The organism is Anaerostipes stercorihominis (assembly GCF_057535655.1).
Genome location: NZ_BAAJCL010000001.1, coordinates 275,148 through 287,409, shown reverse-complemented (window position 1 = coordinate 287,409; position 12,262 = coordinate 275,148). Strand labels below are relative to the sequence as shown.

Here is a 12,262-nt window from a genome sequence, read left to right as displayed (position 1 = left end):
AGGATTATGCCACATCTAAAATCAACTTTCTGAGGGTGGATTCATAGGGCAAATCCCAAGCATCCAAGTGCTGCAGCATAAGGATGTGATATAGGCGGCAGTACCACATCTTAGTTGAGCGGTGCCTGCCGCTTTCTAATTGAAAGTCTATTTTCTCACGTTTATTCGAACGTTCAGCTGAAGTTCTGGCATTGTATTCCAGTTTCCATTCTTTACTGTCACGAGGCGGGAAATTGATGAATCTTGGATTATCTTTCATTGCAAGATGGACGGTTCTCCCATATTTGGAGTCTGAGCAGGGGGTACTGCAGGAGCATCCGTATTTACGGCTGGCAAGTGGACAGCGAAATTTTAACCTTGCTTTCGATGGCTCAGAACCATCATGGTTCATTTTTCGCCCAGCTTTGCAAATAGGAATTCCATCTTTTGCAATGGTAAAATCATCCTTATATTTCATGCTGATTCCGCGTTTTTCATTTAAGTCGATAAAAGGCTGTATGCCGTTTTCACGGCAATACTGATAATACGGCATGGCATCATGAGCAGAATCCAAAAGCCATTTGCTGATATGAAAATCAGGAAGAAAGGCTCTGAAACGAAAGTAAGTTTCCAAAAAACCATGAGAATCATGTTTTGAGGCAGGATTGAGTAAAGGGAATAAAGGCAGATCACTTTCCGAGTTGGATGCAACCAGCATATATAAATCGTAGCCATGATAAAAACAGTCTCGAGAAGAATCATATCCGACATCACAATCGGGCTGGGAAAAGTAGCGGTCGCAATCACAGGAAGTGATACCATTTTCGGAACACTTACAGATACGGTGTTTCCGTTCACGTGCAGATGTAACAACAGGCATACCGTCACCGGCAATGGAAAGATTGGAGGTATCAATCAATCCTTTGGAGATGGAAACGGTTAAAAATTCATGGTTGTAAATCTTGAAAAGAGAAGCATATGGTTGGTCATCAATAGAAAAAGAAGAAGATTCCATGGATTTAAAAAGTTGTTCCACTGTGATTTTTTCAATAGATTCTGCTTTTTCTCCCTTCTGTTTTGGCTTTTGCACTTTTTTCTTTTTTAAAGGATGTATATGGGGAGAAAGATTATCAGAATCGGAATCCCAAAGCCTGTTAAGAAAGTCATAGAAAGTGCCGACTCCAGGAGTGTCACCAAAGTGAAACCCACTGAGGATTGCATAGAGTGGATTGATTTTCAATTGAGCAGCCCAGTCGGTAAGTGAATGAACTTTAAAATCAATGGAGAGAAGATAAGAACGCTGCATACAGGAAGGAGTCCTTGGTTTTGGACCAAAGACAGAATATTTGCTGCGGAGCAGTTCGTCGGTATAAGAAAGATCAAGATTCCAGAAACGTTCGATGATATCCCACGTTGATTTAGAAAAAACAGTGGGATCAGGATAATATTTACGAAGGTTTTCAAGTAAAAAAGTCTGATAGGCGGTATGACCGCCGGAATAAACAGGTAACATAAAAATCGCCCTCCAGTCGATAAAAATAAAATATATTTAATCGGCTTCGCCGCAAATTTTGAGCGATTTGTCAAGTCTTTTTTGACAAAAAAGTGGGGGATTTTAATAAAATGGAATCTACAAGCCTTGATTTTACTGGGCTGAAGATTCCGAGAGATTATAAATAGAGACAAGGAGGAGTAATCAAAGACACTGTCACACAACTAATCATATGTGATAAAATTATTTAAACCTGTTTCTGTGATGAGATTATTTATTTGGAAGATAGTTATATTTAGGGCTTAAATGATATAGATAAGGAGAATTATACATGTATAGAGATCTTACGAAATTATTGAATGATGGAAAATGTGGAACTTTTGAGTTGTCACATTTTGAGATAAAACCAGATGACATGTATGCATTATTTCATAATATACCATGTGGTAGATTTGTGCGACTGCTTCGTAACGGTGAGGTAGTTATGTCTGACACAGAAATGGAAAGGCGTACGAACAGAGAATTTGTGCAAACGGTACATGGAGATGTCCTGATTGGAGGATTAGGAATCGGAATGATACTTCTGGCTATACAGGAAAAGCAGGAGGTTAGGAGTGTTACTGTATTAGAGAAATATCGTGATGTTATCGAACTGGTGGGTAATCAGCTTCCATTAAATGATAAAGTTAAAATTATCCAAGCTGATGTATTTGATTATGATCCAAAGGAGTTCTATGATGTTATTTATATGGACATCTGGAATTATATTAATGAGGACATTTATTACAATCAAATGCTTCCGTTAATGGGAAAGTATCAAGAATTTCTTGTTCCGAAAGAAAAAAGTTTTATTGACTGTTGGTGTAGAAAAGAAGCTATGTGCGGAGAAAAGATTTAGAAAATAAAAGAATAGTCATGATTGAATAATAAGTTGAAAGGGAAACCATAATGATAGAAATAAAAGGGAAATATAATTCATGTAAAGTATTCACCGACGAAATAGACAACGAAACTATTGGCCAATTAATAGAGCTCACGAATCAAAAAAGTGTTACCGATTTACAGATTCGTATCATGCCTGACTGTCATGCTGGCGCAGGGTGTGTCATCGGTACTACCATGACACTTCAAGACAAGGTGATTCCAAATTTAGTTGGTGTTGATATTGGATGCGGAATACTTGCCGTTAAATTGAAAGAAACCAATATTAACTTGGTTGAATTGGATCGTATTATTCATAAATACATACCGGCGGGATTTGCTGTTCATGACACGGCAATCACGACATCCAATATTAAAAACGTGATCGCTCCTGTTGATTTAGAGTATGCCTATAGGAGTCTTGGAACACTGGGTGGCGGAAACCATTTTATTGAAGTGGATAAGGACTCTGATAACAACTTATGGCTGGTTATCCATACGGGTTCCAGACACATTGGAATTGAGATTTGTAAGTATTATCAGGATGTGGCATATCAGCAGTTAAAGGAGCGGGCTTTGGGTGGATCTTTAAAAAGACTTACAGAGGAACTTATTAAACAACTAAAAGCGGAGAACCGTCACAGAGATATTCATAAAGAAATAGAACGATTAAAAGAAAAATACCGTAAATCAAATACATCTATTCCAAAAGAACTGGCTTACGTTACGAAACATCAATTTAATAATTATCTACATGATATGAAATTAGCACAGGAATACGCATGTAATAATCGCAAGATAATCGCTGATACTATTCTCAGAAAGGCGGAATTGCATGCCGTAGATTCGTTCCAGACTATCCACAATTACATTGATATAGATAGCAAAATACTACGAAAAGGCGCTGTTTCAGCTAAAAAAGGCGAAACGTTGATTATCCCCATGAACATGCGGGATGGTTCTCTAATTTGTATTGGAAAAGGTGAGTTAGATTGGAATGAATCGGCTCCTCATGGAGCTGGTCGGATCATGTCTCGCGCTAAGGCAAAAGAGAGAATCTCCATGTCGGATTATAAGAGTAGTATGAAAGATATTTATACTACATCTGTAAATGAGTTTACAATTGATGAAAGTCCATTTGCTTATAAATCAATGCAAAGCATAATAGATAATATTCAGGATACTGTGGAGATTGTAGATATCATCCGACCAATTTACAACTTCAAAGCTAGTAAAAAATAATGATCATGTGGGAAAAGAAGCAATCTAAATTTAATAGAAAAAGCGTCGCGGGAGTTACCGCGGCGTTTTCTTTTTTTAAATTATCATACTATGGACGAAAGGAGAAACGTATGATGAAGAAAATTATAATAAAAGTGTTTATGTTCTTGTGTGCACTTGCCGTTTTTCTCAGTGGATATTTTTTGTATCAACGGCACGCATCAGACAAAGAAGCGAAAGAAGAATATGAAGCTATTAAAGAAGCTGTGAGATCATCTAACAAAAAAGGGAAGCAAATCAACTGGAAGAAACTCAAAAGAATGAATCCGGATGTAGTCGGGTGGGTCTATATCCCGAAAACAGAAATTGATTACCCTGTAGTCCAGGGAGGGGATAATGAGGAGTATCTGCATAAGACCTTCCAGGGGAATTACAATGCATCTGGTGCTATTTTCTTAGATTACAAATGTAAACAAGATTTTACTTCCGGTAATAACGTTTTGTATGGCCATCATATGAGAAATGGAAGTATGTTCGCAGGTCTTACGAAGTTTCGAAATCAATCTTATGTCAAAAAGCATTCTTATATCTATATTTACACCCCAAATCGAACCCTTCGATTAAAGGTATTTAGTGCGTATGTCAAATCAGGATATCACGCAAATGTCCCAATTGAATTTAAAGATGAAGGGGAAAAGGATGCTTATTTCGATCAGATTTTTTCATTCAGTGATATCTCCCAGGGGAAAGCGAATAGCATGACGGCCTATCAAGCATCCAATATCTTTACATTTATCACCTGCAGCTATGAACAACGTAATAATCGAACCTTTGTGCATGCGATTGTAGATTTCTAGTAAAAAGTTAGGCATCATCTATTTTTACATACTATTAATGAAACGATTCATAGATGATACGTCTGATAGGAGACAGGAGGGTAAAAGTAAATATTCAGACAGTAAGGATTTATAGTACGCATAGGAAGTACGCATAGGAATTTACGTATAGGAGGCAATTATGGCTGAATTATTAGGAGTTAAGAAATTGGTCTGTAGCCAAAAATCAGGAATATGCCGTATGGCATTTCCATATGAAAAATACGATACTCCCCTATTCTTTTATGAAAAAGAAAATGGGGTTCTTGTTACGAAAAACGAAATAAAAGGACAGCTATTGAAAAAAAGGAAAGTCGGGAGGTTGCGAAATCAAAATGGGTTTAATACCTATATTAACATGAAAAATGTCGTGAAGGAAGAAGCAGCTTACTACAGCATCTTCCTGGACGATAACGTAAAAGGAGGGTATTTTATAAGAGAAAGTGATGAAACCGAATGCGCTTTGTCTTATCAAAGTGTTTACAGAAGCAAGAAAGATAAGGGATATATTGCAAGTAGTTATTCCATTCGGAGGTTTTCTATACCTACTTGGATGGATTTAAAGCTTCGAGGAAACGAGGGGAAGCCATATCTTGTTTGTACGTTGTCTTTTAAAGATAAACGATTTATGAGACTGACTCCTGTGGAAACGCTGGAGGGGATTCCATCGGAATATGAAGCGGCGCAGCCATTTGGAGGGTTAAGTTATTTCCATTATGCTACAAAGCCTGTAGTGTTTCAGTACTGTGCAAAACAAAAACACGGTATGACGAACCATCTATACAGGATTCCCATATCTTTTTATCGTGCCGCAGGATTCCAAGAAGGAGATGACATTCACCTTGAATTTTTAGAAGATGGATCTCTCGTCATGGCTCCAAAAATCAACTGTGAAATCTGCAGAGATACTATTGGTTCTTCATCTATTCATGTAACAAGGGAAATTCAGAAAAGGCTACCGAACATTAGAAAATCAAAGACAAATGAAATGGTACCTTATTTTCGGTATAGGGGTCTTCATTTGGGTTGGAAATTTGATGGCTTTGTAAAAATTATTTGTAAAAGGGAGGGATTCTATATTAAAAATATCGAGTCTAAAGAAGAGGGATTTATCCGGAAAGTTAGATGTTCGAGAGTCACGCTCCCTGAAAATGTGTTAACTGCATATGGATATGACCCAATAAAAGATACGTTAATGGTACAGCAATGTTTTGGAAGTTTGGGAAAGGAGACTTTTATAATTGGGCGTAAACAAATTACATCAAAAGAAAAACTAAAACCTTATCCCGGATCAAAATTACACGGAGATCATCGAATAGAAGATCTCAAATTAAATTTTGAATTAGTAACAGGAAAATTTGTTTCCAGTAATTATAATATCAAAATCCCTGTGAAATATCAAAATCCCCAAAAGGTGACCTTGTGTTTGAAAAAAGACAGGGAATTTATAATGATTGAAAAGGCAACAAGAGTAGACTTGGCTCGCTATTATACAATGGAAAGTTTAAAGAGCGAATTAGGAAGAAATCTTCAGCATTTTGCGGGAGAAGAGCTTATATATATCCAATATATGAAAAGTACAGACTTTTTGATTCCTCGTTTATTCCGAGACAGGACAGGGATTAAAACCGGGGAAAAAATACAGGAGATTCCGATTGACGACAAAAGGCTCCTTATTGCAAAAATGTCTTTGATTTGTGACATCTCAGGAGAATCCATTCAACCTGTTCAGCAGACAGGAAGAGAGGCCCGTTAACGGGCACCCGGAGAACGAAGTGTGGTTGGCGGACCGGATCAGAGCATCTTTAGATGCAAGACAAGTAACGGTCCCTTATAGGGACAGGACAAACTACCGGCTGAGCCGGTAGTCCTGATTTGGAAAGTTTCTTCATACTATTACTGAAAAGCAATCGTTCCCATATAAAAAGGAGGAAATTATGAGAAGAATACGAATTGGATGTTTCATTATATTTTTGGCAATTGCTATGGCCGGTCTCGGTGGAATTGGATATCTGATCCTTAAGTTTCATAGACAAATGGATGGAAGTACCGTTTCAGCCTGCGTTGAACAGGTAAAAGTCGATGAAAACGGGCAGCCGGTGTTAAATGAAAAAACATTGCAAGAGGTAATAGAATACAAGGTAAAGTTACGAAATGGAAAAACGCTTCTTTCAGAAACGAAGCATTCAGTTGATACCATATATGAGGGTGACAGAGATATTATTGAGAAAGAAAAAAGGCGTATGATAACAAAATCCGGCATCCTGTTGTTCGTTTCCGTATTCTTCATGATTTTATGTTTGATGATTCCGTTAGAAAAAGAAGAAGCGAAAGAGCCATTGAGGCTTTAGGGTAACGGACTTTTCTCATACTATATATGAAACTTAGAAAGGGGAATCATAATGAACAAAATAAAGCAATTATCTATTATCCTCTCCGTTATCGTGCTGGCATCTGCACAAATCCCTGTATGGGCAGAGAATAAGACCAGCGTAGAGATTACGGATGAAGGATTTAAAGTCGGATATAAAGATGGAGAAACAAGAACCAGCCCAAAAACAGTCAGCCTGAAAAAGAAAGACAAGTCTGCACCAAGTATTAAGATCAAAAAGAATTACACAAATAAGAAAAGAAAAGTGCGTATTTATGCAAAAGACAAAAGTGGGGTTGCCGTCTTGAAACTGTACCGAGGCAAGATCACATTAAAGAAATCTGCAAAATGGAAAAAAGCCAGGAAAATCAAGAGTGGAAAGAGTTATACATTAAAGAAAAACTGTGTCTATTCTGTCTATGCAAAAGATACGGCAGGAAATATCCGGATTAAGAGATTCTCTTCTGCAAAGAGAAAAACATTTCGTGTTACGGCATATTGCGGCTGTCGGCTTTGTAACGGAAGGTGGTATGGGGAACCCACGAAATCTGGACGGAGAGCCGTTGCGGGGAAAACACTGGCAGTAGATCCTAATGTCATAGATTTGGGGGATCACGTAAAAATCAAGGGGCATACTTTTCGCGCAGACGATACTGGAAGTGCGATTAAAAGATATCGGATCGATATGTTTTTTAAATCCCACATTGCAGGGAACCGATGGGGAGTCAAATATTTAAAAGTGTCTTATTAAAAGAGAGAGGGAGCGACCCCTCTCTTTTGTGTGTGTTTTAGTCCGCAAAGCTTTTCGTGTGTAGAGTTATCTGTTGCAAAGTTATCTATGTGTCTTCTTACTGCCTGGCGGACTCCGTTCTCTTATCATAAAATCACTCCCTTTCAATCTGTAATTGAACCCGGTTGCGAAGAACTTCCATTTCATTATTTTCATGGATACCACGAATGCCATCCGAAATCGGCATAAATCCATCAGCATAGATTAAAAATAATGTCAAAATTCCTCCTAAAAACAAGGTTATAATAAATATTTTAAATTTTTTCATCAAAATCCCCCTTTTTTACGGAAAAATAAACTCTTCTTTTGCATACTATTAATGAGAAAGGGAACGGACGGCAAAAGATTTATTGTTTGCCAAACCATTTTCTAAGCTTTTAACCTGCCTTTGTGCAGGTGCGTTTCCTTTGTGATAATTTTTAAAGTAGGGGGAGCGGATGATAAAAGGAAGAAAGGATGGGATGACGTTTGAGTCCAAATAGATTTAGGTTTACTGATACTGTGGCTTTTTACCCATTGCCTCATTGGAATGATTCAGTAACAATCTACCCGTTTTATCTAATCTTCGCACAAGCATCCCTCCCCCGTCCATCTATTTGGAGGAATTATGTATTTTAAAAAGATCGAAGAAAAATATTATAAGTATTTATCAATAAACCGTCCTGTTGTAGTAAGACTGGATGCTGTGGGCGTTACAAGCACACATCAATATCACCTGGTTCCTTGCGACCGTCACACGGACAGCTTTATGGATGCACTGATTCAGACCGCACAGAGGATATCAGAAAAGCGTAACTGTACCTCTTTTGCTGGAACAGATGAAGTGAACTTTATTTTTCCGATTGCACCGGTCGGGACGCGGCAAAAACGATTAAATTCTCAAAAAGTGTCCAGCGTTATCGCTCAGGAAGTCTTTTTAGAATTCAATGAAGCTTTTGACGGAACGGAGCCTATTTTCTTTGCCGCAAAGGCATTTCATATCCCGCAGGCAAAGGAAGAGGATTACATACAATATCGGAAAAAAAGCTGCGAAAACACGGCAATCCAGTATCTTACGAAAGATTATTTTTCAGCCAAAAAACGTGCTCATAAAACGCTTCCCGAACTTCGGGAAATGCTCATTGATAATGATATCCCGATTCCAGGATACGCCGTTAATGGGCGAACTTTTGTCAATGGGATGCGAAAATAAATTACGAGAGAGTGGACTGCAAAATGCAGTCCCTCTTTTTTTTATAAGTCTACATACTCAATCGTCTCCAATTCTCTTGGAGCAACGGTCTTAAATCCGTTGGCTACGTTTAGGTATTTGATAAAGTCATCCTGCTGAAGCTTCATTCCAAGCTGTGTGGGAGTGACGGCTTCTTTTACATAGATCGTTGTGTCTTCCTGATCGGCTAATGCCGCTACAATGAAGACTGGAATTCCCTTTTTTCTGCATAAGTTCAAAACTTCATCTACTTTTTCTTTGATTTCTTTACTATAAATCTCTTCTTTGTTTTCCATGGGTTTCTCCTTTTTTATAAATGATCAAACATATCCATAAAGGATTCTAAGTCCTCTTCTGTCTGTTTAACTGGTTGAAGGGTGTCTGTGTCTGCCTTCCTGAGCCCGCTAAGTGCCTCAAAATCGGGTTTTGTGGTTTCAGGTGATAAGTTCTCTGCCTTAGGATTTAAAACCGGTTTAGGGACTTTTGGCGGCTTTTCTTTTGGCTTCCTTTTCTGTTTTGGTTTTGGAGGAGCCTCCGCCGTATCTAAGTTCCAAGAAATAAACGGATCAATAAATGCATAAGCAAGGGATTCCCGATACAGGATCTTAAGAGTATCGTTAATCCGGTTTTTCATAATAGAGCTTAAGAATTCCAGGACCATGAAGTCTTCTTCATCTTCTGTATCAAATAGAAGATGAATTTGATGACTTTTTTTTGTGACCTGGTATGCCTTAAAATTTGCAGGCGGATAAATCTTAAAATCCTGGCGGTGCAGGTATGCTTTTATTGCACCTGCCATATCTTCTTTAAATTTTGCGGCATCCAGAAGATACATCTGTATAAGATCCAGATCTCTTGGAAAATACAGGCGGATTGGTATATGCCGTCGCATTTATGCCTTCTTTCGGCGCATGTTTGTAACCAGAAACAAGTAGTACCCGCGTACATTGGAAAAGATATTTGAGAGGTCTGGGTCATTCTGGTTGCCAGATAGCACCTCCAAACCTTCCATGTCCTTAAAGTAGTCGATGATCATACCTCTCCAGGCGGCTCCGGTTCCTCCGGTCACGAGAAAATAATCAAAGTCCATGAAATAATTAAAAGTCGGTTTAATTTGATCCAGAGCGTCAAAACAAACCTCTTTTGTGTACTTCATAAGAATGTTGTCAAAAGGAAGCGTCGTGCGCTGCATGGTGCGCTTGTCAAACTTAATAAATTTTCCGTCAGCAAGATATTTCTGCAGTGCATGAATCTGAAGTTTGACTCCATAGGTATCATAGATATCACGGGTTGTTCGAAGAAAAACTTCTTTCATTCCCAGATTATCAAATGTTTGTTTGTATTCCGTACTTCCAGCTCGGATACTGAAAATATCCAGTGTGTTAAATCCGGGATCGAATACCAAAGTGTTTTTTGAAAGGTAATTTTTAGCATCCGGGACTGGAGTGCCGTTGTTTTTAACACTTACTCCAAACATTGATCCTTTGGGCTGTTCCATGACTCTGATATTCTCCCGCTCCAGGGTGAAATCAAAATCTCTCCAGGAATCAGTGCCGATCTTTAATGAGAATACGTGATGCCCGCATAAAGCATCTTTTAAATCCAAGGAATCTGTTTCCAGATACTCCGTAGGCAGACCGGTCTGCAAACAAAGAGGCTTTCCGTTTGGACCTCCATAGGTATTCTTTGTTAAAGAGATGCCCAGAGCAACCTTTGCGATTACCTTAAACATTGGCTGGAAATACCGGTTCCTGCCGTATAGGATCTCTGCAAAATCTCCTGTTTCAATGTCGTTGATCATTTTATTTGCCTTTTCTCCAACACACCATGTTCCATCCTCTCCACGGTAAAGAATATCTGTTTCCGATGGAGATGCAACAATGGAATCTAAATTGATTTCACGAGCATAAGACGGAAACGCAAAAACCTTATTCGGAGACATTCCTTTGACGGCAGAATATCCGATATCAATGGCAGTTGGCCACGCCTCCTCGACCGAGATATTCTTACGGTCCATAAATAATGTTTTTGTTTTAAAATCTCTTGTATTCATAAAAAACTCCTTTCTTAATTACCATTTCAATTATAGTATGACAACGTAAGATTTCTCTCATGGAGACCTTTATTTTTTTTGATCAAAGGTTTTTTTGCATACTATTTATAGATCATTTTTATTTGACGATGTGGAGAAAAAAGGACGCATCCAGAAAGGAGAGTAATATGAGAATCTTAATATATCAAAATTTTTTAAAGGCATATCAGGCTTTTCCAGATAAAGCTGATATTGCTACAAAGAAGGTTGCGGAGGCAATGCGTATGCAATGGGACTTTCTTGGAAGAAGAATTCCCGAAAATGAGGAGGTAAAAGCAGATGAGGCAAGGATACAGAGGGATCGAGCCGTAAAAAAGGCTGTGGAGCTGCTGCTTGCATTTAACCGGCAGGCAAAGTCCTGCGGATGTCCTTTTTTAAAGGAATTTGTAAGAAAAGAGGATATTATGAGTTGTTTGAAGTTATTGAATGAAGTTATAGAAGCAACCATGATTTCTTTTACTGCTCTGGATGCGAAATATACAACGAAGGGGGTGTCAGCTTGTATGATATCAGCCTGATTCTTCAGGAACTTGAAGTATCAACGATCTTAAGTTTTTACGATATCCCATTTCGTAAGATGGGAGATCGTTATGATGTCTACTGCCCCGACCCGGAGCATTATGACCATCATTTCGGTAACTGTAAAATGAGAATGGATGGTGAATATTACTGCTTTGCCTGTAATAAAGGCGGCAGCATCTTTGATTTTTTCATGAATCTGTTTCAGTGTTCGTTTCCAAGAGCAGCTGAAATGATTACGGAGGCTCTTGGAGGACCAGAAGCCTTTCGGACAGCCACACCCTATCAGGGATCTTTTGATGAATATGGTCTTCCAGAACCTATTTCAAATGAAGATAAGGACCTTTTAGGACTTAAGAAGGGAAAATCGTGCCCTAAAGTACCAAAAGGCTTTTCCTACGAAAAACCAGAAAACGGTGAGTTTCGAACAGCTTACCAAATGTTTCATAATGAAGAGTTAAAAGGATATGTCATTATGAAAAAATCAAAGGAAATATTCTCCTTGAAATCGCTTTATAATGAGGATCGGGAGGCGTATGACTTTTTAGTTTTAGGGAAAGCAAAAGAGCAAATGATTAGAAACCTTTTTTTGCTTTATTTAAACCCTTACAATAAAAAAGCCAAAAAGGATTTTTACAGATGCCGGGACATTTATCTTGAACATGGAGGAATACTGGAAACGAAAAAGAAAGCAAAGAGTCCGTTTCGAGACATTCCCATCGTAACCAATTTTTAGCCCCGATGTTTCGGGGTTTTCCTTTATAAAAGGCTGCCGATATCACAAAAAATCAT

General features: G+C 38.3%; 14 protein-coding genes. 9 read left to right on the top strand and 5 right to left on the bottom strand.

Features of this window, described 5'->3' with window-relative positions:
• Positions 1-4 precede the first annotated feature (4 nt).
• On the bottom strand, positions 5-1,285 hold the full coding sequence (locus AC27EF_RS01410; protein ID WP_487108385.1) for a hypothetical protein: 1,281 nt from the start codon (positions 1,283-1,285) through the stop codon (positions 5-7).
• Between the two features lie 517 nt (positions 1,286-1,802).
• Between AC27EF_RS01410 and AC27EF_RS01405 the strand changes: the two genes are divergently transcribed.
• The 6 genes from AC27EF_RS01405 to AC27EF_RS01380 all read left to right on the top strand — a co-directional run bounded on the left by AC27EF_RS01405 (position 1,803) and on the right by AC27EF_RS01380 (position 7,610).
• Complete coding sequence (locus AC27EF_RS01405) at positions 1,803-2,369, top strand: spermidine synthase family protein (RefSeq protein WP_487108384.1); 567 nt, start codon at positions 1,803-1,805, stop codon at positions 2,367-2,369.
• A gap of 50 nt (positions 2,370-2,419) precedes the next feature.
• Entirely contained in the window at positions 2,420-3,634 is a 1,215-nt protein-coding gene (locus tag AC27EF_RS01400) for an RtcB family protein (RefSeq protein WP_487108383.1), read from the top strand.
• 110 nt (positions 3,635-3,744) lie between these two features.
• Positions 3,745-4,470 (top strand): class B sortase, encoded by a 726-nt coding sequence (gene srtB, locus AC27EF_RS01395; RefSeq protein ID WP_487108382.1) that lies wholly within the window; start codon positions 3,745-3,747, stop codon positions 4,468-4,470.
• A 160-nt stretch (positions 4,471-4,630) separates the two neighbouring features.
• Positions 4,631-6,244, top strand: a complete 1,614-nt coding sequence (locus AC27EF_RS01390) for a hypothetical protein (RefSeq protein WP_487108381.1) — start codon at positions 4,631-4,633, stop codon at positions 6,242-6,244.
• 181 nt (positions 6,245-6,425) lie between these two features.
• The gene (locus AC27EF_RS01385) at positions 6,426-6,839 is read left to right on the top strand and encodes a hypothetical protein (protein ID WP_487108380.1); all 414 of its coding nucleotides are present in this window, start codon (positions 6,426-6,428) and stop codon (positions 6,837-6,839) included.
• Between the two features lie 51 nt (positions 6,840-6,890).
• Complete coding sequence (locus AC27EF_RS01380; protein WP_487108379.1) at positions 6,891-7,610, top strand: 3D domain-containing protein; 720 nt, start codon at positions 6,891-6,893, stop codon at positions 7,608-7,610.
• A gap of 133 nt (positions 7,611-7,743) precedes the next feature.
• Here AC27EF_RS01380 and AC27EF_RS01375 read toward each other — a convergent pair whose 3' ends face one another.
• Entirely contained in the window at positions 7,744-7,869 is a 126-nt protein-coding gene (locus AC27EF_RS01375; RefSeq protein ID WP_487108378.1) for a hypothetical protein, read from the bottom strand.
• 387 nt (positions 7,870-8,256) lie between these two features.
• On the opposite strand from AC27EF_RS01375, the gene AC27EF_RS01370 reads away from it, so the two are divergent.
• Entirely contained in the window at positions 8,257-8,841 is a 585-nt protein-coding gene (locus AC27EF_RS01370; protein ID WP_487108377.1) for a hypothetical protein, read from the top strand.
• A gap of 41 nt (positions 8,842-8,882) precedes the next feature.
• Here AC27EF_RS01370 and AC27EF_RS01365 read toward each other — a convergent pair whose 3' ends face one another.
• The 3 genes from AC27EF_RS01365 to AC27EF_RS01355 are packed head-to-tail and all read right to left on the bottom strand — an operon-like array spanning position 8,883 to position 10,912.
• On the bottom strand, positions 8,883-9,155 hold the full coding sequence (locus AC27EF_RS01365) for a hypothetical protein (protein WP_487108376.1): 273 nt from the start codon (positions 9,153-9,155) through the stop codon (positions 8,883-8,885).
• Positions 9,156-9,169: 14 nt separating this feature from the next.
• Positions 9,170-9,694: a hypothetical protein gene (locus AC27EF_RS01360; RefSeq protein WP_487108375.1), complete on the bottom strand. Its 525-nt coding sequence runs from the start codon at positions 9,692-9,694 to the stop codon at positions 9,170-9,172.
• A gap of 57 nt (positions 9,695-9,751) precedes the next feature.
• The gene (locus AC27EF_RS01355; RefSeq protein WP_487108374.1) at positions 9,752-10,912 is read right to left on the bottom strand and encodes a ParM/StbA family protein; all 1,161 of its coding nucleotides are present in this window, start codon (positions 10,910-10,912) and stop codon (positions 9,752-9,754) included.
• Between the two features lie 167 nt (positions 10,913-11,079).
• Between AC27EF_RS01355 and AC27EF_RS01350 the strand changes: the two genes are divergently transcribed.
• Both AC27EF_RS01350 and AC27EF_RS01345 read left to right on the top strand, forming a co-directional pair.
• On the top strand, positions 11,080-11,469 hold the full coding sequence (locus AC27EF_RS01350; RefSeq protein ID WP_487108373.1) for a hypothetical protein: 390 nt from the start codon (positions 11,080-11,082) through the stop codon (positions 11,467-11,469).
• Entirely contained in the window at positions 11,451-12,206 is a 756-nt protein-coding gene (locus tag AC27EF_RS01345) for a CHC2 zinc finger domain-containing protein (RefSeq protein ID WP_487108372.1), read from the top strand. Before AC27EF_RS01350 ends, AC27EF_RS01345 begins: the two co-directional genes overlap by 19 nt.
• Positions 12,207-12,262: the final 56 nt, after the last annotated feature.

Excerpts from the sequence above, each read along its gene's own strand:
- AC27EF_RS01410 (WP_487108385.1), bottom strand. The coding sequence starts at position 1,285 with ATGCAGCGTTCTTATCTTCTCTCCATTGATTTTAAAGTTCATTCACTT.
- AC27EF_RS01405 (WP_487108384.1), top strand. The coding sequence starts at position 1,803 with ATGTATAGAGATCTTACGAAATTATTGAATGATGGAAAATGTGGAACT.
- AC27EF_RS01400 (WP_487108383.1), top strand. The coding sequence starts at position 2,420 with ATGATAGAAATAAAAGGGAAATATAATTCATGTAAAGTATTCACCGAC.
- srtB (WP_487108382.1), top strand. The coding sequence starts at position 3,745 with ATGATGAAGAAAATTATAATAAAAGTGTTTATGTTCTTGTGTGCACTT.
- AC27EF_RS01390 (WP_487108381.1), top strand. The coding sequence starts at position 4,631 with ATGGCTGAATTATTAGGAGTTAAGAAATTGGTCTGTAGCCAAAAATCA.
- AC27EF_RS01385 (WP_487108380.1), top strand. The coding sequence starts at position 6,426 with ATGAGAAGAATACGAATTGGATGTTTCATTATATTTTTGGCAATTGCT.
- AC27EF_RS01380 (WP_487108379.1), top strand. The coding sequence starts at position 6,891 with ATGAACAAAATAAAGCAATTATCTATTATCCTCTCCGTTATCGTGCTG.
- AC27EF_RS01370 (WP_487108377.1), top strand. The coding sequence starts at position 8,257 with ATGTATTTTAAAAAGATCGAAGAAAAATATTATAAGTATTTATCAATA.
- AC27EF_RS01365 (WP_487108376.1), bottom strand. The coding sequence starts at position 9,155 with ATGGAAAACAAAGAAGAGATTTATAGTAAAGAAATCAAAGAAAAAGTA.
- AC27EF_RS01360 (WP_487108375.1), bottom strand. The coding sequence starts at position 9,694 with ATGTATCTTCTGGATGCCGCAAAATTTAAAGAAGATATGGCAGGTGCA.
- AC27EF_RS01355 (WP_487108374.1), bottom strand. The coding sequence starts at position 10,912 with ATGAATACAAGAGATTTTAAAACAAAAACATTATTTATGGACCGTAAG.
- AC27EF_RS01350 (WP_487108373.1), top strand. The coding sequence starts at position 11,080 with ATGAGAATCTTAATATATCAAAATTTTTTAAAGGCATATCAGGCTTTT.